Source organism: Amycolatopsis acidiphila, from assembly GCF_021391495.1.
In the GTDB taxonomy this organism is placed as follows: domain Bacteria; phylum Actinomycetota; class Actinomycetes; order Mycobacteriales; family Pseudonocardiaceae; genus Amycolatopsis_E; species Amycolatopsis_E acidiphila.
The window spans coordinates 4,528,691-4,554,569 of the sequence record NZ_CP090063.1; the positions used below are offsets into that span (position 1 = coordinate 4,528,691).

At 73.0% G+C, this 25,879-nt stretch carries 25 protein-coding genes; 11 read left to right on the plus strand and 14 right to left on the minus strand.

Features of this window, described 5'->3' with window-relative positions:
* Positions 1-19: 19 nt before the first annotated feature.
* Together LWP59_RS22050 and LWP59_RS22055 are read right to left on the minus strand one after the other, a co-directional pair.
* Complete coding sequence (locus tag LWP59_RS22050; RefSeq protein ID WP_144645004.1) at positions 20-769, minus strand: SDR family oxidoreductase; 750 nt, start codon at positions 767-769, stop codon at positions 20-22.
* Between the two features lie 13 nt (positions 770-782).
* A complete protein-coding gene (locus LWP59_RS22055) occupies positions 783-2,267 on the minus strand; it encodes a glycosyltransferase family 39 protein (protein WP_144645002.1) in 1,485 nt (494 codons plus the stop codon).
* A gap of 124 nt (positions 2,268-2,391) precedes the next feature.
* Between LWP59_RS22055 and LWP59_RS22060 the strand changes: the two genes are divergently transcribed.
* A complete protein-coding gene (locus LWP59_RS22060) occupies positions 2,392-3,153 on the plus strand; it encodes a hypothetical protein (protein WP_144645000.1) in 762 nt (253 codons plus the stop codon).
* On the opposite strand, the gene LWP59_RS22065 is transcribed toward LWP59_RS22060, so the two are convergent.
* Complete coding sequence (locus LWP59_RS22065; RefSeq protein WP_144644998.1) at positions 3,150-3,599, minus strand: nitroreductase/quinone reductase family protein; 450 nt, start codon at positions 3,597-3,599, stop codon at positions 3,150-3,152. The genes LWP59_RS22060 and LWP59_RS22065 overlap by 4 nt on opposite strands.
* Positions 3,600-3,645: 46 nt before the next feature.
* Entirely contained in the window at positions 3,646-4,374 is a 729-nt protein-coding gene (locus tag LWP59_RS22070) for an SDR family oxidoreductase (protein ID WP_144644996.1), read from the minus strand.
* A 409-nt stretch (positions 4,375-4,783) separates the two neighbouring features.
* Between LWP59_RS22070 and LWP59_RS22075 the strand changes: the two genes are divergently transcribed.
* A complete protein-coding gene (locus tag LWP59_RS22075; RefSeq protein ID WP_233921921.1) occupies positions 4,784-5,458 on the plus strand; it encodes an SDR family oxidoreductase in 675 nt (224 codons plus the stop codon).
* Here LWP59_RS22075 and LWP59_RS22080 read toward each other — a convergent pair.
* From LWP59_RS22080 to LWP59_RS22100, 5 genes are all read right to left on the minus strand, one after another.
* Positions 5,421-5,990 carry an NUDIX hydrolase gene (locus LWP59_RS22080; RefSeq protein WP_144644992.1) on the minus strand — a complete coding sequence of 190 codons (570 nt, stop codon included), beginning with the start codon at positions 5,988-5,990 and terminating at the stop codon, positions 5,421-5,423. The two genes, LWP59_RS22075 and LWP59_RS22080, sit on opposite strands and share 38 nt — an antisense overlap.
* A 260-nt stretch (positions 5,991-6,250) precedes the next feature.
* Positions 6,251-7,048, minus strand: coding sequence for a polysaccharide deacetylase family protein (locus LWP59_RS22085; RefSeq protein WP_229857214.1), 798 nt, complete (start codon positions 7,046-7,048; stop codon positions 6,251-6,253).
* 106 nt (positions 7,049-7,154) lie between these two features.
* The gene (locus LWP59_RS22090) at positions 7,155-7,526 is read right to left on the minus strand and encodes an MmcQ/YjbR family DNA-binding protein (RefSeq protein WP_144645567.1); all 372 of its coding nucleotides are present in this window, start codon (positions 7,524-7,526) and stop codon (positions 7,155-7,157) included.
* A gap of 9 nt (positions 7,527-7,535) precedes the next feature.
* Positions 7,536-9,002, minus strand: coding sequence for a hypothetical protein (locus tag LWP59_RS22095; RefSeq protein WP_144645569.1), 1,467 nt, complete (start codon positions 9,000-9,002; stop codon positions 7,536-7,538).
* A gap of 156 nt (positions 9,003-9,158) precedes the next feature.
* Positions 9,159-10,382: a carbohydrate-binding protein gene (locus tag LWP59_RS22100; RefSeq protein ID WP_144645571.1), complete on the minus strand. Its 1,224-nt coding sequence runs from the start codon at positions 10,380-10,382 to the stop codon at positions 9,159-9,161.
* Between the two features lie 243 nt (positions 10,383-10,625).
* Between LWP59_RS22100 and LWP59_RS22105 the strand changes: the two genes are divergently transcribed.
* The 3 genes from LWP59_RS22105 (at position 10,626) to nhaA (ending at position 13,176) form a co-directional block, all read left to right on the plus strand.
* Entirely contained in the window at positions 10,626-10,820 is a 195-nt protein-coding gene (locus LWP59_RS22105) for a PspC domain-containing protein (protein ID WP_144645573.1), read from the plus strand.
* An 84-nt stretch (positions 10,821-10,904) separates the two neighbouring features.
* A complete protein-coding gene (locus LWP59_RS22110) occupies positions 10,905-11,456 on the plus strand; it encodes a DNA-3-methyladenine glycosylase I (RefSeq protein ID WP_222425746.1) in 552 nt (183 codons plus the stop codon).
* Between the two features lie 316 nt (positions 11,457-11,772).
* On the plus strand, positions 11,773-13,176 hold the full coding sequence (gene nhaA, locus LWP59_RS22115; RefSeq protein WP_144645577.1) for a Na+/H+ antiporter NhaA: 1,404 nt from the start codon (positions 11,773-11,775) through the stop codon (positions 13,174-13,176).
* A 2-nt stretch (positions 13,177-13,178) separates the two neighbouring features.
* On the opposite strand, the gene LWP59_RS22120 is transcribed toward nhaA, so the two are convergent.
* Genes LWP59_RS22120 through LWP59_RS22135 form a run of 4 tightly spaced genes read right to left on the minus strand, consistent with a single transcriptional unit; the run spans position 13,179 to position 15,865 of the window.
* Positions 13,179-13,694: a DsbA family protein gene (locus LWP59_RS22120; protein ID WP_144645579.1), complete on the minus strand. Its 516-nt coding sequence runs from the start codon at positions 13,692-13,694 to the stop codon at positions 13,179-13,181.
* A 25-nt stretch (positions 13,695-13,719) separates the two neighbouring features.
* On the minus strand, positions 13,720-14,316 hold the full coding sequence (locus LWP59_RS22125) for a cation transporter (RefSeq protein WP_144645581.1): 597 nt from the start codon (positions 14,314-14,316) through the stop codon (positions 13,720-13,722).
* 3 nt (positions 14,317-14,319) lie between these two features.
* A complete protein-coding gene (gene cmtR / locus LWP59_RS22130) occupies positions 14,320-14,634 on the minus strand; it encodes a Cd(II)/Pb(II)-sensing metalloregulatory transcriptional regulator CmtR (protein ID WP_144645583.1) in 315 nt (104 codons plus the stop codon).
* Between the two features lie 28 nt (positions 14,635-14,662).
* On the minus strand, positions 14,663-15,865 hold the full coding sequence (locus LWP59_RS22135) for a Glu/Leu/Phe/Val dehydrogenase dimerization domain-containing protein (protein WP_229857252.1): 1,203 nt from the start codon (positions 15,863-15,865) through the stop codon (positions 14,663-14,665).
* A gap of 221 nt (positions 15,866-16,086) precedes the next feature.
* Here LWP59_RS22135 and LWP59_RS22140 point away from each other — a divergent pair, with 221 nt between their 5' ends.
* A complete protein-coding gene (locus LWP59_RS22140; protein ID WP_144645587.1) occupies positions 16,087-17,010 on the plus strand; it encodes a LysR family transcriptional regulator in 924 nt (307 codons plus the stop codon).
* On the opposite strand, the gene LWP59_RS22145 is transcribed toward LWP59_RS22140, so the two are convergent.
* Complete coding sequence (locus tag LWP59_RS22145; RefSeq protein ID WP_144645589.1) at positions 17,007-18,473, minus strand: amidohydrolase family protein; 1,467 nt, start codon at positions 18,471-18,473, stop codon at positions 17,007-17,009. The two genes, LWP59_RS22140 and LWP59_RS22145, sit on opposite strands and share 4 nt — an antisense overlap.
* Before the next feature lie 79 nt (positions 18,474-18,552).
* Between LWP59_RS22145 and LWP59_RS22150 the strand changes: the two genes are divergently transcribed.
* From LWP59_RS22150 to LWP59_RS22170, 5 genes are all read left to right on the plus strand, one after another.
* A complete protein-coding gene (locus tag LWP59_RS22150) occupies positions 18,553-20,559 on the plus strand; it encodes an alpha/beta hydrolase family protein (protein WP_144645591.1) in 2,007 nt (668 codons plus the stop codon).
* Between the two features lie 910 nt (positions 20,560-21,469).
* Positions 21,470-22,441, plus strand: coding sequence for an ABC transporter substrate-binding protein (locus tag LWP59_RS22155; protein WP_144642169.1), 972 nt, complete (start codon positions 21,470-21,472; stop codon positions 22,439-22,441).
* Entirely contained in the window at positions 22,428-23,348 is a 921-nt protein-coding gene (locus LWP59_RS22160) for an amino acid ABC transporter permease (RefSeq protein WP_144642168.1), read from the plus strand. Before LWP59_RS22155 ends, LWP59_RS22160 begins: the two co-directional genes overlap by 14 nt.
* Positions 23,348-24,112 carry an amino acid ABC transporter ATP-binding protein gene (locus tag LWP59_RS22165; protein ID WP_144642167.1) on the plus strand — a complete coding sequence of 255 codons (765 nt, stop codon included), beginning with the start codon at positions 23,348-23,350 and terminating at the stop codon, positions 24,110-24,112. The genes LWP59_RS22160 and LWP59_RS22165 overlap by 1 nt, the downstream gene beginning before the upstream one ends.
* The gene (locus LWP59_RS22170) at positions 24,112-25,836 is read left to right on the plus strand and encodes an aminotransferase class V-fold PLP-dependent enzyme (RefSeq protein ID WP_144642166.1); all 1,725 of its coding nucleotides are present in this window, start codon (positions 24,112-24,114) and stop codon (positions 25,834-25,836) included. Before LWP59_RS22165 ends, LWP59_RS22170 begins: the two co-directional genes overlap by 1 nt.
* Positions 25,837-25,879 lie beyond the last annotated feature (43 nt).

The window sequence follows — 25,879 nt, forward strand, 5'->3', positions numbered from 1 at the left end:
CCTACGGGCGGCGGGCACGTTAGTCGATTGTGTGCCCACCGTTGACCGTGATGCGCTCCCCGGTGAGGAACGACGCGGCGTCGGAGGCGAGGAAGCACACCGCCGCGGCGATCTCCACCGGCGTCCCGAACCGGCCCAGCGGCACCTCCGCCACGTAGTCGCGCCGATCCTGCTCGCTCACGTCCGCGTGCCGTTCCACCGGGATCCAGCCGGGCGCGACGAGGTTGACCGTGATGTCGTGCGGCCCGAGCTCGCGCGCCCAGCTTCGGGTCAGGCCCAGCTGCGCGCCCTTCGCCGCGATGTAGGCCGACATCCGGGGCAGGCCGCGCTCGAAGATGTCGGAGCCGATCTGGACGATCCGGCCGCGGCCCTTCCTCTTCATCCCGGGCAGCACGGCCTGCAGCAGCAGGGTCGGGCTCTTGACGAAGAACTCGAGCTGGTCCAGGTGCGCCTGCCAGGTGAGCTCCTCGACCGGCACCTCCGGCTGCGGGCCCGTCGCGTTGGCGACGAGCACGTCGACCGGGCCCAGCCGCGCCTCGACCTCCGCGACCAGGCCGCACACGCCGTCTTCGTCGGTCACGTCCGCGGCGAAGGCGTCCGCGACGCCGCCGTCCGCCCGGATCTCGCCGACCACGCGCCGCGCGCCCTCGGCGTCGGTGCGGTAGTTGACCGCCACGGCCCAGTCGTCGGCGGCCAGCCGCGCGGCGATGACCGCGCCGAGCCCGCGCGACGCGCCGGTCACGAGTGCGACCCCGCGGGGTGTGCTCACCTGGCCTCCTGGGTCAGTAGTAGTGCCGCAGGCCCGACCATAGCGCCGACCACGGCGCGGTGGTGCCGGTGCACAGGGCGATCCGGGTGCCCTGCTCGTCGTTGTCGATCGGGTTCTCCTGCGTGGCGTCGATCTGGCAGCCGGTGAACCCGGCGCGCGCGGCGTCGCCGACCAGCACGACGGGCGCGGTCATCGCGTCGGGCGGCGGGCCCCAGTCACCGAAGGACATGTGCCCGGAGTAGGGGGCGGGCAGGCCGTGGCCGCCGCCGTACTCGTCGATCGCGCCCGCTTCCCCGTAGTTGCTGGTGACGATCACCGCCCGGTCTCGGTCCTCGTCCGGAATGCGGTGCCACACCTGGGAAACCGTCGCGACGAACTGCGACCAGCCGACCTGCTCCCCCTGTTCGGCGTTCATGCCCAGCACGGGGCTCAGCGCCGTCACCGGGAGCACGGGCAGCGCGACCACGACGGAGATCACCACGCACGCCAGCGCCGGCGCGCCCAGGACCGCGCGCCGGGCGGCACCCCTGGCCAGCCACCGCAGCGAGGGTTGCGCGCCGGCCGCGACGAGCACCAACAGCATCGGCACGGCGTAGTACGGCTTTCCGCCCAGCGCCAGGAGTTCGACGCACAGCACGGGATAGCTCAGCGCGATGGCGCGGTAGCGGGGGTCGCGCCAGAGGCGCACGATCCCGGCGATCCACACGGGCACCAGGATCGGCGAGAGGTAGACCACCTGCATGGGCACGAACAGGATGCGGTTCTCCGTGCCGTCGTCCTCGCTGATGCCGCCGGCGACGGTGAGCATCGGAAAGCCGTTGCGCGCCTGCCAGACGACCGCGGGCGCGGCGATCGCGAGCCCGAGGACGAGCCCGGCCACGAGCCAGGCGCTGCGCAGGATCGCGCGTGGCCCGGCGACGAGCAGCGCGATGGCGAGCGCGGAGACGAGGAGGAACACGAGCCACTTGTTGAGGCTGCCGACGCCGACCGCCGCGCCGAGCGCCGGCCACCACCGCGGGTCCCGGGTGCGCAGCAGCTTCACGGCGAACAGCGCGACGACCGTCCACACGAGCATGTCGACGCTCGTCGTGGACAGCATGTGCGCCACCACGAGCGTCGCCGTGGACAACGCCGCGGCCACCGCGGCGAAGGCCTGCGCGCCGCGGCCGGCGCCGAGCTCGCGTGCGATGAGGGCGACGACCACGACGGTCAGCACGCCGGTGAGCGTCGCCGCGACACGCAGACCGACCGGTGTCTCACCGAAGATCGTCACCGCCGCTTTCGCCAGCAGCGGGGTCAGCGGCGGCTGGTCGGCGTAGCCCCAGGCGGGATGCTCGCCCGCGACGAGGAAGTACAGCTCGTCGCGATGGAAGCCGTAGCGGCCGGACAGGGCCGTCAGCACCGCGGTCTGCAGTACGACGACGAGGGCGACCGGCCCGGCCGCGAAGCCGGCGAGCCCGGTCGGCGTGGCCGGGCGGGCTTCCTGCGTGTGATCCATTGTGCTCATGGAACTCCCGCCACGCGGAAGCGCAATCGCCCAACCAGTCCAACCGGCGGCACCCGGGTGTAACGGAACGGCCGCCCGCCGAGAGTTCCACAGAAAGCAGGAACGAGGACTCGCGGTGTTTCGATTTCCTTTCGGCCGCCCGGCGCTCCGCCGCCCGCCCCGGGTGGCCGCCGGTGCGGCTGAGCTGTTCGTGCTCGGGGTCTGCCCGAGTGCCCTGCACGTGCGGTGGCAGCGGCCCGACGGCGTGGTGGCCGGCGCGCTCGCGGTGGCCGACGAGCCGACCGTGTTCTGGGACGGAAGTGATGCGGCGCAACGGATCGACCAGTGGCGGGACCAGGTCGGCTGGTCGGCGGACTGGGGGTCGGCCGGTCCCGCCGCCGGCAACGGCAGCTCCGGGCGCCACGTTGCCGAGCACGTGCTGCGGCCGCTCGGCGTCTCCGTGACCCGCGCGTATCTCACCGACTGCCTGCCGACGTACTTCGTGAAAAGAGGACCGTCTTCGCAGACGGCGGTGATCCGGAAGCTGTACGACCCGTTCGCCATCGAACAGGGTCTGCCGACCGCGGACCTTCCCGAGCGGCCGCCGCCGGAGGACCTCGTCGGGAAAGCGGTCGGGGAGGAAGGGCCGAGCCTGATCGGGCAGCTCGTGGACTCCGCCGCGCCGCTGGTCGTCACCCTCGGCCAGGAGGCCGCGGACGTGCTGGCCGCACTCGTGTCCGCGGACCGGGTACTGCTCAGCCCGGACGCGGGCTACGGCCGGACCCTGCCCGTCACCGTGGCCGGGCGCCGCAAGGAGTGGCTTCCCCTCGTGCACCCCGGCGACAGGGGCGGGCGGTGGCGCCGGGCGCACCGGGAGTGGACCGACGGGCTGGTCTAGACCGGGTCGACGCGGAACACCGCGATCCGCCCGGCGGCCGCGGCCACCCCGTCCGGAGTGGACGATTGCGCCAGACCTGTTGTCACGTAACGCCGTCCGACGCTGGCCGGGCTCGTCCGGACGAGCTCGTGCAGCAGCGGGCCGCGCTCGTCGACCGGGAGCTCGACCATCCGCACCGTGCGCGAACGCCGCCCCCGCGTCAGGGTGACCGTCTCGGCCCCGCGCACGTTCGCGACCCACGCCGCCTTCGGGAACGCCTGCACGACGTACTCCCCGCCGGTCAGCGGCAGCACCGCGACGGGGAACGTGCGCAGCTGCCCGCTGCGCCGCCCCCGCACGGCCAGCAGCTGCGTCGGGCCGAACGCGAGACCGAGGCGCTGCAGCCCGGTGATCACCTTGTTGATGGAGTTGACCTTGCGCCGGTAGCTCTGTGCCTGATCTGTCATGCCTCCAAGTTACTACGGAACTCGTAAAGTATCTACCTCGGAAGACCTACAGTGCGCGGGTGCGACCGCCGTCGACCGGGATCATCGCGCCGGTCAGGTAGGACGCGGCCGGGGAGAGCACGAAGGCGGCGACGCGGCCGAACTCCGCCGGCTGCGCGACCCGCCGGAGGGGGATGCTCGTGGTGTCCGGCGCGGCGACGTCGCGCATCCGGGCGGTCGCGGTGATCCCGGGCAGCAGGCCGTTGACCCGGATACCGGCCGGCCCCAGCTCGGCCGAGAGCGACTTCGCGACCATCGCCAGTCCCGGGCGCAACCCGTTGGAGATCCCGAGCTCCGGGATCGGCTCGTACACCGAGGTCGACAGCACGAACGCGATCGAGCCGCCCTCGCCCAGCTTCGCGGCGGCCGCGCGGGCGAGCCGGACAGTACCGAGGAAGACCGACTCGAACGAGGTCCGCCAGTCCTCGTCGGGCGCGGCGAGCACGGTGCCCGGCGGTGGCCCCCCGACGCTCACCAGCAGCCCGTCCAGCCGGCCGAACCGGCTCAGCGCCGTGTTCACCAGCAGCTCCGCCGCACCCGCGTCGGCGTTGTCGGCGCAGACGCCCTCGGCGTTCTCGCCGCCGAGCGCTTCGGCCGCCCCGTCGAGCCGGGACCGGTCACGCCCGCTCAGCACGACACGCGCGCCCTCGGCCACCAGCACCTCGGCGGTGGCCAGCCCGAGACCGGCACTTCCCCCGGTCACCAGGAAAACCCGGTCGCGCAGACCCAAATCCATTGCTGCCCCTCAGCCTCGACGCCCGCCGTGGCCGTCTCCCGTCGAACCGGGGACGACAGTACGCAGAGGCACCCGGCAAGTGACTCCCGGGCGCGGGGGGACAAGGGAGCCCGCACCCGGGAGCACCCGCCCACCACGACGCCCCGAGGGGGAGTCCGAGCGCCGGGCGAGACGGTTTCGCTGCCGGAACTACCGGCACGTTCCCGTTGTGACCGGTAGTCGCCGCTCCCCGCCACGCCGTTACAGCTTCGGGTTTCGTGGCCTTTTGTCATTCCGTGTCCGGTTGCGGCACGAAAGGGCCGGGAAAATGCCTCGAACGTGTAGCGGTGCCGTCAATTCCGCCGACTACACGCGGGTGCGGGAGTTTCTCCCCCTGCGGAAGGAAACGACTGTGGCGGAACGAAGACCCGTGGCTGTGGTGGTCGGCGCGACCGGGGGGATCGGCCGGGCGGTCGCGGCGAGCCTGGACGGCGAAGGCTACGCCGTATGGCTCGCGGGGCGGGACGAAGCGGCGCTCAAGTCGATGGCGGCCGGGCTGGCGGACGCGGCCTGCTGGACCCTCGACCTCTCCGACGGCGACACCGAGGTCCCACTCGAGCTCCCCGACGTCGACGTGCTCGTGCACTGCGCCGGGGTGTTCGAGTTCGGCGGGATCGAGCAGATGCCGGAAAGCCGGTGGCGCCAGGTGTTCTCGGTGAACCTGTTCGGCGTGGTGGGCACGACCCGGGCGCTGCTGCCGCGGCTCCGGGCCGCACACGGGCACGTGGTCGTGGTGAACTCGACCGTCGTACGGCGCTCGGCGGCGGGCCGTTCCGCCTACGCGGCGAGCAAGGAGGCGCTGCGTGTGTTCGCCGAGGCACTGCACCAGGAGGAGCTCGACCACGGGATCCGGGTGACGACCATCTACCCCGGCCGGGTGGCGACCGGGATGCAGCGCACCGTCCGCCGCTACGAAGGCGGACCGTTCGAACCGCGGCGCTACCTCACGGCGGAGACGGTGGCGGGCGCGGTGCTCGTGGTGCTGTCCGCGCCGCCGGACGCCCATCTCACGGAGTTCGTGCTGAAACCGGCCCCGCGCCGGTGATCAGCTCCGCCAGCCGTGAAAGCGCTTCCCGGACGTTGTCCTCGGTGGCCCCGGCACGCGCTTCGGCCACAGTGAGCCAGCGCAGCGGTGCGTCGGGCCGCTCGGGGCGGACCGCGTCCGGCTCGCCGGTCGCGAGCACGAAGCGCAGGTCCGCGTGCTCGTGTGCCGGTTCATCGCCCTTGGCGGCCACCGGGACCACGACCACCTGCAGCAGCGACGCGTCCGGCCAGGGAACCAGGTCGGCGAGTCCGGTCTCCTCCCGGCCCTCGCGCAACGCCACGGCGATCGGCTCGCGCTCCCCCGGGTCGCCGTGCCCGCCGACCTGGAGCCAGCCGCGCTGACGTGGATGCCACCGCAGCAGCACGCGACCGGTGCCGGGATGCACCACGAACGCGGAGGCGGTGACGTGCAAGGGGTGTACCCGCCGCCAGGGGTCGGCCGCCGAGCCGGCCAGCGTGCGCACCCTGGCGACATCGGCGGCTTCGGTGGCGGTCCTGGGCCGGTATCCGGCGAGCAGCTCGGCGACGGTCACGGGGGCGACCCTAGCTTGTGTTTCATCAGCGGTGGAGCCGCTTGCGCCTGCGCCGTCTGCTTGCACCGCCGCGGGTTTGACTGGGGCAGCCGCGCGGAGCGCGTCGGTTGAGGGTGGTGGTGGGCCGGCGGGTGGGCGGTTCCTCGCGAGGACAGCGCCGACGTGGTGACCTGGCGGTCATGAGGAGGCGATCCCACAGCGAGGAGCCGCCTCAGGTTCCGCCACCCGCACCGGCCCGCAAGCCACGTCCGAAACAGTCACTAGCCGGGAACGTCGAACTGGTATCCCTGCGCCACGAGCCAGGGCAGCAGCACGCCGAGCGCCTCGACGGTCTGCGCCCGCTTGCCGCCACCGTCGTGCAGCAGGACGACCGCACCGGGCTGGACGGTCTGCTGCACCGTGGTCACGATCTGCGCGGTGCCGGGCAGCGTCCAGTCGCGCGAGTCCACGCTCCAGGACAGCGGCTTCATCCCCTCCCGCGCGGTGACCTCGCGCATCACGTCCGACCAGGACCCGCCGGGCGCGCGGAAGTAGGACACCGGCACGTCGGCGTCGGCCGCGACCTGCAGGTCGGACCAGCAGCCCGCGATCTCCGCGGTGACCCGCTGCTCGGTGCGCTTGTCCAGGTCCTCGTCGTGGCTGACGGTGTGGTCGCACAGCCGCATGCCGTGGGCGAGCACGGCACGCACCAGCTCGGGATGACGGGTCACGTTGGCGCCGATCATGCAGAAGGTCGCCACCGCCCCGGCGCGTGAGAGCGCGTCGAGGATCTGCGGGGTGTAGACGGGATCGGGGCCGTCGTCGAAGGTGAGCGCGACGAACTTGCCGGTGCGGGCGGTGTGGCGCACCAGACCGGCCGGCTCGGGTGCGGCGGCGGGGGCCTCGGCCATGGCCTGCGCCGCGGCGACCGGTGCCGGGCTCGGGGCGCCCTCGGCGGAGTGGAACATCGAGACCGTCGCCGTGACGGCCACGACGAGTGCGCTGAGCAGCACCGCCCACCGGTAGCAGTACGGCGGGCGCAGCACCCGGTAGCGCATCTCCACCTCCAGCCCGGACACCCGGCGGAGTCAACTTGTCGACTCGCGCTGCACGATAGGGTGAAGGAAGGAGAAATCGGGGGAACTCGCCCGGAGTTTCGTGTCGTGGCGCCCGGAACCCCGGGGGTCATTCACGGGCGAGCGCGGCCCACTTCAGCTTTTCCTGTTCGCGGCGGGGAAGCCCGGCGACCACGAGGTCGTAGGAGTCCTCGATCATCTCGCGCACGAGCCGGTCGGGCACCGAGCCGTCCACGACGACGGTGTTCCAGTGCCGCTTGTTCAGGTGGTAACCGGCGGTGATCACCGGGTACTGCAGGCGCAGCTGCACCGCGACGTCCGGCTCGCACTTGAGGCTCACCCGCAGCGGCGCGCTGCGCAGCGGGCACAACGCGAACATCTTGCCCGCGACCTTGAACACGCTGCTGGCCTCGTCGAAGGGGAACTCCTCCCGCGCGCCGGGCAGGCCCAGGCAGACGCGCTTCAGCTCCGCGGGCTTCATGCCGACAGCCTAACCCGACTTCCGCACCAGGCCGGTGAACCCGGCGACGAACAGCGTGACGAACGCCCACGCGAGCGCCTGCAGCAGCCAGCTCGCGGCGACCACCAGCCCGCCGGCGCCCGCGGTGGCGAGCTGGCACCGTTGCTGCACATCGGGTTTGACGAGCGGGGTCGCGGTGTTCAGGGCCAGCCCCACCTGCTCGACGAGCGCGCAGGAGCCGGGCTGCCCGCCGTGCAGGGTCAGCCCGGCGGGCCCGGCCACCCCGACGACCAGCAGCACCGACAGCAGGAGCGCGCCGAGCCACCACAGCAGCGCCACGGCCGGGCGGTACCCGAAGCCGACGGTCAGCCCGGTGAGCCGGTGCCACAGCCGGGCGCCCGGCGCGAGATCGCCGCGGCGCAGCAGATCCCGTTGCCGCGCCAGGTGGATCCGGCGCACGTCGCGCTCGTTGCCCGCGCCGCGGTGCGCGGCCGCGAGCTGGAAGTACGGCTGGCTGGTGTAGTGCGATGTGCGGTGTGCCAGCAGGTGCAGCCACTCCCCCAGCCGGGCGCCGCGGGGCACGCCGTCGTAGCCGAACCCGTCGAGCTGCACCAGGCCCGGGGTGAAGGCGACGGGCAGCAGGACGTCGCCGCCGACGTGGGCCTGGGACAGGTTCAGCGCGAGGCTGCCGGGCTCGGCGGCGAAGGCGTGCCCGTCCAGCGCCGTCAGCCGCCCGCCGATGCGGGCGCCGACGAACCGCAGGGTGCCGTTGTCGCCGCGGCCCTCGGCGTGGAACCCGTTGTCGAGCATGAGGTTGCTGCGGGTGACGAGGTAGTCGGCGACGAGCGTGGGACCGTGCAGGTTCACCAGCCAGGCGCCGCCGAGGTTCAGCTGCCCGCCCAGCTCGGCGCCGGAGAGCCGGACCGTGCCGAGCGGGCCGCCGCCCTCGGCGCGGAACCCGCGGTTGAGGAACACCCCGCCCGCGGTGGTGAGGTTGTTGCCGTGGAAGGCAGGCCCGTCCGGCCCGGTGTTGACCAGGTGCGCACCCGAGAGGTCGAGCACCGACCCGACGTGCGCGGCGGCGAGGTCGACCGTGCCGTCGGCGCTCGCGCAGCTCAGCCGCGCGCCGACGAGCAGCAGGGCGCGGTCGAACCGCGTCTCGACGGCGACGACGTTCCGCCCCGCCAGCCCGGAAAGGTCCACAGTGGACAGCCGGGCGCCGCTGAGCACGACCGGCTCGGTGGTGCGGCAGTCGACCAGGCGCAGCGGCAGCCTGGTCTCGACCTCGCCGAGGTCGAGCCCGCCGGCCAGCTCCGCGCCCCGCAGCCGGATGCCGCGCGGGTCCGGCCCCGCGCCGTCCGGCCACGGGAACCGGCCGAGCAGCATCCGGCGGATCACCTCGCCGCGTACCGGTTCCCCGGCCGCGTCGAACCACTCCCCGCTCGCCACCGCCTTGGCCAGCCCGCGCTCGGCGGCGGTCGGCGTCTCCTCGTCCACGCCGGGCAGACTACGGCTTTCCCGCGCCCGCCGGGCCGGAACGCCGCACCGACACGGGATCGGTTCGACCCGGCGACCTGCAGCGGCATCGCCCGGCAGCCGCTGGACTTCACCCCCTGAGGAGAGCGGTCTCCCGCCCTCCTCAGGTGACCGGGCTCAGCAGCCGCCGTTGTCGGCCCAGACACCCGCCGGGCCGCCCGGGGTGTCGCCGTAGGTCCACCACTTCGCGGTCCACTTGTGTCCGTTGTAGGAAACAGTCGCGCCGCCGTTGTACGCCGTGGTGGCGTTCCAGGCCGCGACGGCGCAGCTGCCCCCGCCGCCGGTCGTGGTCGTCGTCGTGGTGGCCGGGGCGGTCGTCGTCGTGGAGACCGGCGGGGTCGCCCCGGCGAACTTCGCGGTGAACTTCGTGAAGTCCCAGTCACTCTGCGGCACGTTGCTGCACACGCCGTTGTCCGTGGTCGTGGTGCAGGCCCGGTCCCGGTTGACCGACCAGTACGTGAACCGGCCGAGGCGGTGGCTCGTCGCGTAGTCCAGGACGGTCTGGAAGTCCGCCTGGTAGAAGTACTCCGCGGCGTCGCTCTTGCCGTTCATGCCGGAGAACCCCTCGTGCGCGTAGGCGGTGGCGCTGTCCCAGCCGAGGTGACTCATCAGCAGCGAGTGGAAGGCCTCCAGTGCCGAGGTCTGGCTCGCGGCGCCGTTGAACCCGCCGTCGAAGGGCATGATCGAGAAGTTGTCCGGGGTGAAGCCGAGGGCCTTGGCCTTGTCGAGCAGCTGGGTGCCGAACCAGCCGGTGCCGGCGGCGGTGCCCGGCATGGTGACCGAGACGAACAGCCCGGAGTTGGCGCGCTGCAGGATCTGTGCCGCGCCCAGCTCGTTGCCGATCGCGGCGTCGTTCTCGTACTCGGGCTCTTCGAGGTCGAAGTCGATGGCGTGCAGCCCGTACTTGTCGATCACCTGCTGGTAGGCCGCGGCGGAGGCGGCCGGGGTGGCGCAGGTCTGGCCGAGCTTGGTGCCGCCGTAGCCGCCGACCGAAACCGAGACGTCGCCGCCGGCCGAACGGATCCTGCCGATGACGCCGGCGACCGCGGTGTCCGACGAGACCGCGGAGGTGCCGTCCCAGGTGGGCGTGCAGCCACCGCCGTTCGGGGCGAGGATGAACGCCAGCTGGAAGGCCTTCTGCCCGGTCGCGGCCATCACGGCGACCGGGTCGGGCGGGTTGTTGCTCTGGGGCATGAGATAGGGCGCCGAGGCGTACCAGTTGCTGCTCAGCGCGGTCGTGCCGACGGCGGCCGAGGCCCCGGCGTGCGAGACGAGCGTGAGCGCGGTACCGGCGACGACCGCGGCGGTGGCGAGTAGGGAGGCGATTCTCCGACGGTGCACTTGTCCTCCTCGGAAACGGGAGCTGCGCTCCCCGTAATCTGGACTAGACCATTGCGGAGGTCAAGGCTTTGGACTGGACCACTACCGGAGGACCGACTTTCGTCCGGCGAATCCGGGCATTTCGCAGCGGTGAGACGTCGCTGCCGCCGCCTGCCGATCCCGGACGACGCGTCCCGGAAATCCGGGGTCCCCTTCCGGGGAGTTCCCGATGCGGCGCGGCGCCGTGGGCGGGATCGTGGAGGCATGACGAACACGAAGACGTTGACCAGGTCGCGGTCGGACCGCGTGATCGCCGGTGTCTGCGCCGGCCTCGCCGAGCGGATGGGCTGGCGCCCCGGCACCGTGCGACTGCTGTTCGTGCTGTCCTGCCTGCTGCCGGGCCCCCAGTTCCTGATCTACCTCGTGCTCTGGGCGATCATGCCGCGGGGCGAGCGCTGAGCGCCTGGCTGTCGCGGCAGGCGCTGCGGATGCTCGGGGACGACGCGAACTAGGATCGTCGCCGACGCCACGAGAGGAATGCGCGTGACCCGCTGTGCCTGGGCCCTCGGCTCGGAGCTGATGACCACCTACCACGACACCGAGTGGGGCCATCCGTCCCACGACGACCGGTACCTGTTCGAGCTGCTGCTGCTCGAAGGCGCGCAGGCCGGGCTGTCGTGGTCGACAGTGCTGAACAAGCGGGAGAACTACCGCAGCGCGCTCGACGGGTTCGACTTCGCCCGGATCGCCCGCTACGACCAGGCGAAGCTCGACCGGCTCCTGCTCGACCCCGGCATCGTGCGCAACCGGCTCAAGATCTCCTCGACGGTGAAGAACGCGCGGGCGTTCCTCGCGGTGCGCGAGGAGTTCGGCACGTTCGACGCGTACCTGTGGCAGTGGGTCGACGGCACCCCGGTCGTCCACCGCCGCGGTCCCGCGGTCCCGCCGCCGGCGAGCACCGAGCTGTCGGACCGGATCTCGAAGGACCTCAAGCGCCGCGGCTTCACCTTCGTCGGCACCACGATCGTCTACGCGTACCTGCAGGCGGTCGGCGTCGTCGACGACCACGTGACGGGCTGCACCGCCATCCGGTGAGTTCCGGGCGCCCGGCGGGTCCACCGATCGTGGACGAGCTGCGGCGGGAGCGGCCGGCCCGGCTCGAAGGCGGGACCCCGGGCGGCAACGACGCGGTGCCACCGGAGATCGCGCCCACCGCCGAGGTCGGCAACCGCCCCGACGTGCTCGCGGCCGACATCCCCGCGAGCGGCAAGACCTCGGCCCGCGCGACCGCCCGGCTCTACCCCGCGCTCCTGGACGGCACGTTCGTCCCGGTGCGCCGTGTGGTGGCGCGAAGGGCGCACGGACTGCAGGATGACGGTCAGCCGGAGATCCCACGCGCAGGAGGTACCGGATGGGCCGCGGCGAGCGCTTCACCCCGCTGCCGCCCCGGCCCGGCGGCAGCCGCATCGCGTCCGTGCCGCTGCCCTACTTCTCCCCCGGGCTGCTGCGCTTCCTCGCCCGCGAGTCCGGCAGCGCCGCCGTGCTGCTGGCCTGCACGCTGGCGGGACTGGTGTGGGCCAACGTCCCCGGCGCGGGCTACGAGGCGTTCTGGACCACCGAGACCCTGTTCCGGGCCGGCTCCTGGGAGATGGCGCTGGACCTGCGGCACTGGCTCAACGACGCGGCGATGGCGGTGTTCTTCCTCAACATCGGCCTCGAGATCAGCCGCGAGGTCTCGGTCGGCTCGCTGCGCGACCGGCGGACGGTGATCGTGCCCGCGCTCGGCGCGGTCGGCGGGCTGGTCCTGCCCGCGCTGCTCTACCTCGCGTTCGAGCACAGCGGCCCGGCGGCGGCGGGCTGGGGCGTCCCGATGTCCACCGACACGGCGTTCCTGATCGGCATCCTCGCGCTGTTCGGCCCGCGCTGCCCCGACCAGCTGCGACTGTTCCTGCTCACGCTCGCGATCGTCGACGACATCGGCGCGATCACCGTGATGGCCGTCTTCTACACCGACCACGTGTCGGTGCTCGCGCTGGTGATCGCGGCCGGCCTCGTCGTGGTGCTCCTGCTGCTGCGCTGGACCGGGGTGTGGCAGCTCGCGCCGTACGTGCTGGTCGGGCTGGCGCTGTGGGTGGCGGTGTTCTCCTCCGGGGTGCATCCGACACTGGCCGGGGTCCTGGTGGGGCTGATCGTGCCCACGGTGCAACGCGACCCGCACGCGCACGACCGGCTGCGGTTCTACGGGCGCGCGGTGCTCGAGCACGCCGACCCGTTCCGCGCACGGCTGGCCACGGCCGCGGCGCGGGCCACGGTGCCGGCCGGGGACCGGCTGCAGGACGCGGTGCACCCGCTGAGCGCGTTCGTCGTGGTGCCGCTGTTCGGGATGGCGAACGCCGGGGTCCGGCTGGACTGGGAGATCCTGCGCGGCTCGCTGACCTCCGGCGTGACGATCGGGGTGTTCGTCGCGCTGGTCCTCGGTAACGCGGTCGGTATCTCGGTGATCACCGGTGTCGCGTTGCGGACGGGGCTGGGCGAGCTGCCGGGCCGGGTCCGCTACGGGCACCTGATCGGCGGCGCCGTGCTGGCCGGGATCGGGTTCACCATCTCGCTGTTCCTGACCGATCTCGCGTTCACGCAGGAGAGCCTGCGCACCGACGCCAAGATCGGCGTGCTGGCCGGGTCATTGGTGGCCGCCGTGCTGGGCTCGGTGCTGCTGCGCTACCTCGGCGAGCGGCTGCCGCTGTGCTCGATCGACACGGCCGCCGGTCCGCCGCCGCTGCCGTCCGGCCCGTGGCGGGACCCGACGCTGGCCTGACGTCAGCGGCGCAGGCCGAGCGCGCTGCGCAGCGCGGCGAGCTCCGCGCGCCCGGTGTAGAGGCGGCCGTCGACGAACAGCGTCGGCGTGCCGCGCACCCCGTCCGCGCCGCCCGCCGCGTAGTCGGCTTCGACCGCGGGCCGCAGCGCCTGGGCCGGTTCGCCCACCGCGCCGTCCACGCCGAGCTCGGCGGCGTAGCGGGCGAGGTCGGCGTCGGTGAGCCGGTCCTGGTGGGCGAACAGCAGGTCGTGCATCGACCAGAACCGGTCACCGGCGGCCTCGGCGGCCAGTGCGGCGGTGAGGGCGAACGGGTGCTTCTGGAACAGCGGGAAGTGCCGGAAGATCAGCCGGACGCGGTCGTCCGCGGCGTCGACGAGCCGGCGCAGCACCGGCGCCGCGGCACCGCAGTAGGGGCATTCGAAGTCCCCGTACTCGACGACCGTGATGGGCGCGTCCACGGGCCCGTAGCAGTGCCGGTCGAGGTTGACCGTCTCGGTGGCGGCGCCCCGCTGTGTCATGGAGCGAGTCTAGGCCGGGCGTCCGTCAGCAGCAGCGATTCCCGCGCCAGGCCTCCCGCCCCTCGCGCCCGGCGACCGCCGCGATCACCAGCGCCGCCAGGGGATCGGCCCAGTACCAGCCCCACAGCGCGTTCAGCAGCAGCCCCGCCAGCACCGCCGCGGACAGGTACGTGCACAGCAACGTCTGCCGCGAGTCCGCGACCGCGCTCGCCGAGCCCAGCTCCCGCCCCGCGCGGCGTTGCGCGTACGACAGCAGCGGCATGATCACGAGTGAGACGGCGGCGAGCACGATGCCCGCGACCGACTCCCCCGCCTTCCCCCGTCCCGCCAGCGACAGCACCGACTCCACCGTCACGTACGCCGCCAGCGCGAAGAACGACACCGCGATCACCCGCAGCGCCACGCGTTCCCGCGCCTCCGGGTCGGCACCCGAGAACTGCCACGCGACCGCGGCGGCCGAGGACACCTCGATCACCGAGTCGAGCCCGAACCCGATCAACGCGGTCGAACCGGCGACCGTCCCGGCCCAGATCGCGACGACGGCCTCGACGACGTTGTAGGTGATCGTCGCGGCGACCAGCAGGCGGACCCGCCGGGTCAGGACCGCTTTCCTGGCCGGCACGGCTCAGTCCACGCAGGCCGGGCCGGGGTCGACGGCGAGGACGACCTGCGCGAGCTCCGTCAACGCGCGGGCCAGGTGCGCATCGGCCAGTGCGTAGCGGACCTGCCGCCCCTCGTACGACGCGACGACGAGACCGCAGCCCCGCAGGCAGGCGAGGTGGTTGGACACGTTGGACCGGCTCAGGCCCAGCTGCTCCGCCAGCCGCGCCGGATAGGCGACCCCGTCGAGCAGCGCCACCAGGATCCGGCAGCGCGTCGGGTCGGCCAGCGCCCGCCCGAGCCGGGCCAGCGCGTCCTCCCTCGTCTCGGACTTCAGCACAGACCGAACAGTACAGCAGACGCTGAACTCAGGGAACGACGACGACCTGGTCCTTCCGCGTCGCCGACGCCAGGTCGTGCGCGGTCTCGCGCGGGGCGATCCCCTCGGTGATCCACTGGCCGAGCAGCAGCGCAACCTTCGCGCGCATCTCGGTGCGCAGGCGGTGGAACGAGTCCTGCGGGTCAGCGCCCACCTGCCCCAGCAGCAGCCACCACGCCCACGCCGCGGCACCGGCGTTCGCCACGAAGTCCGGGATCACCGGGATCCCGCGGGCCGCGAGCATCGCCTCGGCCTCGGGCGTCGTCGCCGCGTTCGCCGCCTCCACGACGACCTTCGCGACGACGTCGACGCTGTTGTCCGGGGTGAGCGCGTAAGAGATCGCAGCGGGCACGAAGATGTCCGCCTCGATGCCGACGACCGCGGCGCGCTGCAGCTGCCGTACCCCGGCCGGCAGCCGCGAGCGGTCGATCTCGCCGAAGCCGTCGCGCAGCTCCAGCAGCGCCGGGACGTCGAGACCACCCGGGTGGTAGAGCGTGCCGGCGGCGTCGGCGACCGCGACGACCCGCATGCCCGCCTCGTGCAGGTACCACGCCGCGCCGCCGCCCATGGTGCCGATGCCCTGGATGGCGACCGTCGTCCCGGCCGGTTCCCAGCCCCACGCGCTCGCGGCCCCGAAGCAGGCCTGTGCGACGCCGTACCCGCCGATCACGTCCCCGAGCAGGCCGCCGGGCACCGGCGCCGTCAGCCCCGCCCGCACCCGCGCCAGGGTCCGCTCCGGGTCGGCCGACCGGCTGATCGCCGCGTGGTAGGACTGCTGCAGGCCCAGCCGCGCGAACACCTCGTCGATCAGGTGCTGCGGGACGCCGAGGTCCTCGGCGGTCACCCAGTGGTCGTCGAGCCAGGGCCGCATCGCGGCGCAGAACCGCTCGAGCACGCCCACCGCCCGCGGGTCCTTCGGGTCGAAGTCGATGCCGCCCTTCGCGCCGCCGACGGGCAGCTCGAACGTCGCGGTCTTGGCCGCCATGCCGCGGGCGAGGTCCTCGACCTCCCGCATCGTGCACCCGGCACGCATCCGGGTGCCACCGGTGGCCAGGCCCGAGACCAGCGTGTGCACCACGAGGTAGCCGTGGGCCCCGGTGACCGGGTCGGTCCAGGTCAGCCGCAGCAGTGGTTCGGCCTCCCGCCGCGCGATCGAGAGCTCACCGCTCGTGCTCTGCCACGGGTCCTGCATGGTGGTCATCCGACCCCGCCCTCCTGTCACCGGATCTGCGCCTGCCGCGCGGCGGGCATGACGGGACCACTCACTGCTGGAGCAGGGGAATCCCGGGTCGTGCCCACCGGGTGCGACAAGTCCAGAGTGCGGGCGCGCACGCCTCCGCGTCCAGTTACGGATCATGCATGGTCGTGTTCACGCTTGCTGCACAACCGCGCCCCGCCTCTTAACCTGGACGCATGGAGCTTTCGTTGCACCGGCTGCGGATGCTTCGGGAGCTGCGCCGCCGCGGCACCGTCACCGCGGCCGCCGCCGCGCTGCACTACACGGCCTCCGCCGTCTCCCAGCAGCTCGCGCAGCTGGAGCGGGACGTGGGCGCCAAGCTCATCGAGCGCCTCGGCCGCCGCGTCCAGCTGACCGAGCTGGGCATGCTGCTCACCGACCACGCCGAGGAGATCCTGCGCACGGTGGAGCGGGCCACGACCGCGCTGGAAGAGGCGCAGGACGGCGTCACCGCCCGGCTCACCGCGGGCGTGTGGGCGTCCGTGGCGTCGGGCCTGCTGCCCTACGCCCTGACCGCGCTGGCGGCCGAGCATCCGGGCATCGAGGTGCGCACGAAGGAGCTCGCGCCGGAGGACACCGCGGGCGCGGTCCGCGACGGCGCGCTCGACTTCTCGTTCGTCATCGAGTACTCCGACTACCCCATGCCGTGGGATCCGGCGCTGACGAAGGTCGTGATCGCGGTCGAGCGGATGCACGCCGCGGTGCCGGAGGGCTCGGTGCCGACGGGCAGCGTGAAGATGATCGAGCTGGGCGAGTACCCGTGGATCCTCGCCGGCCCGCGGTCGCACTTCGGCCGCGCGGTGCGGCTGGCGTGCCAGCGCCACGGGTTCGAGCCGAAGATCGACCACGAGGTCGGCGAGCAGGCGACGGCGCTGGCGATGGTGGGGGCCGGGCTCGGTGTCACGCTCGTGTCGGACCTGGGGCTTACGCTGCTCCCGGCCGGGGTGGACATCGTCGCGCTGACCGAGCCGGTGATGCGGACGGTGTCGATCGCGCACCGCACGTCCAGCGGGACCCGGCCGTCGCTGCAGCTGGTGATCGACGCCGTCCGCGCCGCCGCGGCGGAGAAGGGCCTCGGCGCGGGAGCACCGCTGCCCTAACGGCGGACCGGCCGCCCGGGCAGCGCACCGGGCACCACCTGCCCGTCGCGCACCACGAACTCGCCGTTGACGAGCACGTGGACCGTCCCGGCCGAGGGTACGCTGCCGTGGTCGTAGGTCGAGCGGTCTTCGAACCGCGCCGGGTCGAGCACGACGATGTCCGCGTCGCTCCCCCGGGCGAGCCTTCCCTTGCGCCGCATGGCAGGCACCGCTTCTTCGAGCGTGCGGGCGGGCACCAGCGAGCAGCGCGCGATCACCTCGGGCAGGGTGAGCGCGCCGCGTTCGCGGAACAGCGTGCGGACGGCCTTGGCGAACGTGCCGGCCGTGCGCGGATGGGTCAGCGCCCCGGGCGGCAGCGGCCAGGCGAGAGGGTCGGGCGGGCCGGCGGGCCAGGTCAGCGGCATCGCGTCGCTGGCGATCGCGGTGTCCTCGAACAGCAGTGCGCGCTCGAGGCAGGCCCGGTCGGCCGCGTCGTTCTCGTCGAGGAAGTGCAGGATCGCCAGTGCGCCCGGGTCGGCGGCCCGCACCTCGAGCAGCCTGCGAGCGTCCGCCATCCGCTCCCCGGTCGCCACCGCGACCACGGCGTCGGGCCGCAACCCTTGTGCGGCAAGGGCTTCCGGATGCAGGAAGCCGGCGCCGATCGCGGTGGACCCCGCGCCGTAGGGGTAGGCCTCGGTGGTGACCACGGAGCCCTCCGCCCGGCACTGCCCGACCAGCGCGAGTACCCGGTCGACCCGGCGCGCGGACGTGCTGTTGACGTGGCAGTAGTGCATGTGCGCGCCCGTTTCCCCGGCCGCGCGCACGATCTCCTCGGCGCCGTCGACGGGCACCGCGGGGTCGACCTCGGCCAGCGCCCTGGCGTGGGTGAAGGTCGGCGCGCCCGCCTGCGCGGCGAGGCGGGCCACGGCGAGGTACTCGGCGGGGTCGACCAGCGGCGCGTACCCGAGGAGGACGCCGATGCCGAGCGCACCGTCGGCCAGGTCCCGGTACAGCCGGCCGAGAATCCGTTCGCGCTGGGCGGCGGAGGCCTCGCCCTGCCAGGCCGGGTCACCCAGATGCCGCAGGACGGTCCCTGCGCCGGGCGCGCCGTCGACCCCGGCCAGCTCGATCATCCGGGCCAGCGCCCACGACGTCGAGTACCCGTAGTTCAGCGGCCGCCCCTCGGCCGCGGCGTGCGCGTACGCGGTGGCGACCGGCGTGGTGCCCGCTTCCAGCTCGAGTGCCGTCGTCACCCCGTCCAGCGCCTGCAGCCGGTGCTCGGGCACAGCCTGGCCGTGGCTGTGCAGGTCGACGAACCCGGGGCTCACCACGAGGCCGGTGACGTCGAGCCGGCGCCCGTTTTCCAGCGGGGCGGTGGAAACGCCCGTCACGGACCCGTCCCGGACCTCGACGTCGGCCACCGCGTCGAAACCGCTTTCCGGGTCGATCACCCGGCCGCCGCCGAGCACGATCGAAGAGCTCATCACCCGAACGTAGCCGCGGCGGATCCCCTCGTGGCGAAAATTCCCCACCGATGTCGTACCCGGGTGGTAGGAAGGCCTGGTGACCACCGATGACCCGTTCGCCGACCTCGACGGCTACGTCGCACTGCCCCGGGCCGCGGGCCTGACCCTCTCGCCCGACGGGCGCCGGCTCGTCGTCGGCGTGTCGGCGCTCGACGCCAAGAAGACCAAGTACGTGCCCGCACTGTGGGAGGTCGACCCGGCGGGCGCACGCCCGGCCCGGCGGCTGACCCGCAGCAAGCAGGGCGAACCGGGCGCCGCCTTCACCCCCGGCGGCGACCTGTTGTTCGTCTCGGCGCGCCCGGTGCCCGACGCCGAGGAGGACGAGGCGCCCCAACCGGCGCTGTGGCGGCTGCCGGCGGACGGCGGGGACGCGGAGCTGCTCGCGGCGCCGCCCGGCGGCGTGCAGGGCGTGGTCGTCGCGCGCGAGGCCGGCACCGTGGTGATCGGCTCGCCGATGCTGCCCTCGGCCAAGGATGCCGCGCAGGACAGGGAGCTGCGGGCCAGGCGCAAGGAGACTGCGGTCTCGGCGATCCTGCACGAGGAGTACCCGGTCCGGTACTGGGACCACGACCTCGGCCCGGCCCGCACGCGGCTGCTCGCGGGCGCACCGGAGGACGAGCTGCGGGACATCACCGGGCACGCGGGGCGCGCGCTCGAGTTCGACCCGGTCTGGGACATCACGCCGGACGGCAGCACAGTGGTCGCCGCGTGGGCGGTGCCGGAGGCCGGGGGCTCGCAGCGGTTCGCCCTGGTGGCCATCGACGTCGCGAGCGGGGAGCGCCGGGTGCTCGCCGACGACGTGGACCACGAGTACGAGAGCCTGCGCATCTCCCCCGACGGCAGCCAGGTCGCGGTCGTCGTGCAGGAGCGCCCGACCGCGTCGAAGATCGGCGACAGCTGGCTGGCGCTGCTGCCGATCGGCGGTGGTGAGCTGCGCGCGCTGACCGCGTCGTGGGACCGCTGGCCGCACGGTCCGGAGTGGACACCCGACGGCAGCGCGCTGGTGGTCGTCGCGGACGACCAGGGGCACGCGCCGCTGTGGCGGGTCGACGCCGCGAGCGGCGAAGTCACCAGGCTGACCGAGTCGGGCGCGTACGGCAACGTGCAGATCTCGCCCGACGGGCAGTGGGTGTACGCCTTGCGTTCCTTTGTGGACAGTCCACCCGCGCCGTACCGGGTCGCGATGGACGGCACCGGAGCGGAGGCGCTGCCGGGCCCGGTGCCGGCCGTCGAGGTGCCGGGGCGGGTCGAGGAGGTCACCACGACGGCGTCCGACGGCGCGCGGGTGCGCGCGTGGCTGGCGTTGCCGCACGGGGCCAGCGCCGAGGAGCCGGCACCGTTGCTGCTGTGGATCCACGGCGGGCCGCTGGGTTCGTGGAACGCGTGGCAGTGGCGGTGGAACCCGTGGCTGGCGGTCGCACAGGGCTACGCGGTGCTGCTGCCCGACCCGGCGATCTCGGTCGGGTACGGGCTGGAGTTCATCCAGCGCGGCTGGGGCGAGTGGGGCGGCACGCCGTACACGGACCTGATGTCGATCACGGACGCGGCCGTCGAGCGGCCCGACATCGACCAGACCCGCACGGCGGCGATGGGTGGTTCGTACGGCGGGTACATGGCCAACTGGGTGGCCGGCCACACGGACCGCTTCAAGGCGATCGTCACGCACGCGTCGGTGTGGGCGCTGGACCAGATGGGCCCGACGACCGACGGCGCGTTCTACTGGGGCCGGGAGATGAGCCCGGAGTCGATCGCGAGGAACTCCCCGCACGCCTTCGCGGACGCCATCACCACCCCGATGCTGGTCATCCACGGCGACAAGGACTACCGCGTCCCGATCGGCGAAGGCCTGCGGTTGTGGTGGGACCTGCTGTCCCGCTCGACCGCCCCGGACGGTTCCAGCCCGCACAAGTTCCTCTACTTCCCGGATGAGAACCACTGGGTCCTCACGCCGAACCACACGAAGGTCTGGTATTCGACCGTGCTGGCCTTCCTGGCGCACCACGTCCGCGGCGAGGAATGGCACCGCCCGGAAATCCTGGGTTGACAGCGGCGCGGGCCGTGCCGGCGGTGTGGGCGGTGCCGGCCGTGCCGGCAGTGCCGGCGGCGCGGGCGGCGCGGGTGGCCGATGGCAGGGTCACCTCCCTGCCGCGGTCGGCACCGGGGGCCCGGACGCCACGGCGCCGACGGCGACTCCGGCCCCGTCGGCGGCTCGGGTTCGGGCCGCCTTCGGGTTCGGCCCTGTCGGCGGCTCGGGCACCAGGCGCCGCCAGTCCTGTCGGCCCACCGGCGACTCCGGCCCCGTCGGCGGCTCGACTCCGGCCCCGTCGGCGGCTCGAGCACCAGGCGCCGCCAGTCCTGTCGGCCCACCGGCGGCTTCGGCCCTGTCGGCGGTTCGGTTCGGGCCGCCTTCAGGTTCGGCTCCACCGGACGGCTCCGACGCCTGTGGCGCAGGCGGCGCATGGCGCCGGTGGCGGCACCGCTACGTGTAGGCCGCGCCGCGGTGGCGGTAGGTCCCCTACCTCACCGGCGACGACGTGCGCGGGTGGCGGCGGGAAGCTGGAGGTCACCGATGTTCCGCTGAAAGCGCTTTCAGCGCGATCCCGCGGCTGATCTCCGACCACAAAGGCGGCTGTAGCGTGCCCAGCCGTAGCCTCCCCGCCCGCGCCAACGTCGCCCGGCGCGCACCCGGGCCCCGTCCCACCGGAAAAGCTGCCACCCGGCCCCCGCCACGGGCGCCCCGCCCCGCGCGGCCGGGCACTCCACGAGTGCAAGCGCCAACGCGAACGTCACCCCTCCACCCCGCCCTGCGCCCAAACACGCCGCAAAGCGCCCTCAAAGACCCACAACACCCACCCTCAAACTTCAACAGTCAGTTGACCTCTTCAACAGGCCGTTGTACCGTCCCTCCTCATCGCGCCGCCTGCGACGCGGCCCACGAACCGAGGAGAAATGCGATGTCGGCCAGGTCACGTTTCGTGCGCTGGGGCGCACTGGTTGCCGGTTGCCTGCTGACCGTGACCGCCTGCGGCGGCGGCCCCGACGGAGCGGGCGGCACCGGCGGCACCGGCGGCACCGCGGGCAGCGGCGGCACGTCGGCGGGGATTCCCGACAACGCCGCGATCCTGCAGGCCGTGACCAAGGACGCCCAGCTGGCCGCGACCGTCCCGCCACAGATCGCGCAGGCCGGCTCGCTCAACATCGGCTCGAACCTGCAGTCCGCGCCCAACAACTTCTACGCCGCGGACGGCAAGACGCCGGTCGGCTTCGAGGTGGACCTCGCCAAGGCCATCGCCGCCAAGCTCGGCCTCACCGTCCGCTACAGCGACATGCCCTTCGGCTCGCTGATCACCAGCCTCCAGTCCGGCCGCCTCGACCTGACGATGGCCGGCATGAACGACACCAAGGCCCGCGAGCAGCAGATCGACTTCGTCGACTACTTCACCTCCGGCATCACGATCATGATCCGCAAGGGCAACCCCGACGGCATCACCGGCCCGGACACCCTCTGCGGCAAGACCGTCGCCGTCGTGCAGGGCACCAGCCACCAGGCCTTCGCCGCCGAGCAGAGCACCAGGTGCACCCAGGCCGGCAAGCCCGCGATCACCGTCACCGCCACCGACAGCGACTCGCAGAACCAGACCCAGCTGCGCACCGGCCGCGTCAACGCGATCCTCAACGACCTGCCCACCGCCGCCTACGTCTCCCAGAACGCGGGCAACGGCCAGTTCTTCGAGGTCGTGCCCGGCCGGCCGATCGACGGCGGCCCCTACGGCATCGGCGTCAACAAGACCGACCCGCAGCTGCGCGACGCGATCGCCAAGGCGCTGACCACCCTGGTGGACGACGGCACGTACGCCAAGATCCTCGATGCCTGGGGCATCAAGCAGGGCGCGCTGACCAAGGTGAGCGTCAATGCCGGAAGCTGACCTCCGCTCCCGCCACGGCATCGAGCTGCCGATCGTCCGGCTGCGCCACTGGGGCCGCTGGGTCAGCGCGGTGATCATCCTCGCCGCGCTCGCGGGGCTCGGGGTGCTCCTCGCCCAGGCGAAGATCGAGTACAACTCGGTCCCGGCCTTCCTGTGGTACCGCGTGATGGCCGTGGGCCTGCTCAACACCGTGCTGCTGGCGGTGATCTCGCAGGCCGTCGCCATCGTCATCGGCATCGTGGTCGCGCTCATGCGCCGCTCGGCCAACCCGGTCGCCCGCGTGGTGGCCGCGGTCTACGTGTGGCTCTTCCGCGGCCTGCCGGTGCTGCTGCAGATCCTGCTGTGGTTCAACCTGGCGCTGGTGTTCGAGTTCATCTCGATCCCGCTGCCGTTCGGCGGCTACCTGGTGCACGAGCCGACGAACGTCCTCGTCAGCGCGTTCGTCGCCGCGCTCCTGGGCCTGGCGCTGAATGAAAGCGCTTACATGGCGGAGATCGTGCGCGCCGGGCTGAACAGCGTCGACCGGGGGCAGACCGAGGCGGCGAAGTCGATCGGGATGACCCCGGCCGCGACGTTGCGCCGCGTGGTGCTCCCCCAGGCGATGCGGGTGATCATCCCACCGACCGGCAACGACTTCATCAACATGCTCAAGGGCACCTCGATGGCGTCGGTGATCGGGGTGACCGAGCTGATCCACGCGGCCAACAACATCTCCTCGAACAACCTGCTGGTGATGGAGACCCTGCTCGCGGCCGCGATCTGGTACATGGTCGTGGTCACCGTGGCGAGCATCGGCCAGCACTACCTCGAGCGCGCGTTCGGCGCCGCCGACCGGGCGGGCGTCGCGCCCGGGCCGTGGTCGCGGGTGGGCCGCGCGCTGCGCGCCATGCCGTTGCGGAGGGCCTGATGAACGAGCCACTGCTGCGTGCGGTCAACGTGCGCAAGCACTTCGGCGGCGTCGAGGTGCTGCGCGGGATCGACCTGTCCGTCCGGAAAGGACAGGTCGTCTGCCTGCTCGGCCCCTCCGGCGCGGGGAAGAGCACGTTCCTGCGTTGCGTCAACCACCTCGAGACGATCGACGGCGGGCAGGTGTGGGTCGACGGCGAGCCGATCGGCTTCCGGCTGCACAGGGGAAAGCTGTACGAGCTGCGTGAGCGCGAGGTGGCCCGGCAACGGCGCGACATCGGCATGGTGTTCCAGCGGTTCAACCTCTTCGCGCACCGCAGCGTGCTGGAGAACGTGGTCGAGGGACCGGTCCGGGTGCTGGGCCAGTCCCCCGCCGCGGCGAAGAAGACCGCGCTGGAGCTGCTCGACCGGGTCGGCCTCGCACACCGCGCGCGTGACTACCCCGAGCAGCTGTCCGGCGGCCAGCAACAGCGCGTCGCGATCGCGCGCTCGCTGGCGATGAAACCGAAACTGATGCTGTTCGACGAGCCGACGTCCGCGCTGGACCCGGAGCTCGTCGGCGAAGTGCTGGAGGTGATGACCTCGCTCGCGGCGGAGGGGATGACAATGGTCGTCGTGACGCACGAAATGGGCTTCGCGCGCGAAGCGGCCGACGAGATCGTGTTCATGGCCGACGGGGCCGTGGTCGAGACCGGGCCGCCGGGCGAGGTGCTCAGCGCGCCGGCACACGAGCGCACCCGCCAGTTCCTGGCGCGCATCCTCTGATGGCCAGGATCTCGCCGCGGTACCTGCTGCAGTTCGACGAGCCGGCCGGATATCTGGACTTCGCCCGGTTCGGCCCGCCTTCGCACGCCGTCCTCGACACCACCGCCCGGCTGCTCGAACAGTCCGCCAAGGCCGGTCCGTCCACTGTGGACGAGCTGATGCGGCAGGAGGTGCGCGCCAAGGCGGCGGTGGCGCGGCTGTGCCGCAGCGACACCGACCACGTCGTGCTCGTGCCGAACACCAGTCAGGGCCTGTTCCAGGCCGCGTTCGCGATGCCGGCTGGTGACGTGCTGGTGTCGGGCGCGGAGTTCCCGGCCAACACCTACCCGTGGGCGCGCGCGGAGGAGGCCGGGCGCCTGCGCGTCCGGCGCATGGACCCGCCCGGCTGCCACGTCACCGCGGACGCCGTCGCGGCCGGGCTGACCGGCGACACCACCGCCGTCTCGGTGAGCGTGGTCGACTTCCGCACCGGCTACCGCGCGGACCTCGCCGCGATCCGGGAGGTCGTCGGCGACCGGCTGCTCGTCGTCGACGGCATCCAGGGCTTCGGCGTGCTCGACGCGCCCTGGGAGGTCGCGGACGTCCTCGTGGTGGGCGGGCAGAAGTGGCTGCGGGCGGGCTGGGGCACGGGTTTCGCCGTGCTGTCGGACCGGGCGCTCGAGCGACTGAGGCCGGTGTTGTCGGGCTGGACCGGCGCGCACGACGCGGGCTTGTTCGACGACGAGATCCATCCGCCGACGGACACCGCGGCCAGCTGGTCGATCAGCAACCTGAGCCCGGTGACCTCGGGTGCCTTCGCGGCCGCGCTGGAGCTGGTGGAGGAGACCGGCGTCGCGGCGATCGAGGCCCGGATCGCGGAACGGGTCGGCGAGCTGGAGGAGACGCTGCTCTCGCTCGGCGCCGAGATCGTGTCCTCGACCGGACGGCGGGCCGGGATACTCGCGTTCACCCTACCCGGCCGGCCCGCGGAACAGGTCGGCGCGGTGCTGGCGTCCGAGGGCGTGGCGGCGACGGTGCGGGTCGAGCACGTGCGCCTGTCCCCGCACGCCTCCACCCCGCCCGCCGCGGCCGAGCAGCTGCGTTCGGCGCTGGCCCGCGGCGCGCGGACGAGCACGGACATCGTGTTCGGCACGGCCACCGGCGGCGATTCGGTGCTCACCGCGCTGATCCCGGCGGTGGAGGGCCTCGCCGCGATGCTGGGCCCTGGCAACGAGGTCGTGCTGCACGACCTGGGCAGGCTGCCGAACTCGATCGTCGCCATCGCGGGCACGGTCACCGGCCGCACGCCCGGGGGCCCGATGACGGACCTGTTGCTGGGCCTGGTCCGCCGCGGCACGACGCACGATCTGACGAACTACGAGACCCACGGCCCCGACGGGACGCCGATCAAGTCATCGACGATCTTCCTGCGGGACAACGAGGGCGTCGCGATCGGCTGCCTGTGCGTGAACAGCGAGCTGCCGGCCAGCGCCGCGGCGAGCGCGACCCGGCAGGAGACCTTCCCGCCCGACGTCGACAGCCTGCAGCGGTTCCTCGTCGAGCGGGCGGTGCGCAGCACCGGGATCCCGGTGGAGCTGATGAAGAAGCCGCACAAGGCCGCCGTCGTGCGCGAGCTCGACGAGGCGGGGTTCTTCCTGATCAAGGACGCCGTGGACTTCCTCGCCGGCGAGCTGAAGGTCACCCGCTACACCATCTACAACTACCTCAACGAGATCCGGGGCTGATCCTGTCCACGGTGGACGCGATGAACGCGGCTGCCGGACGCCG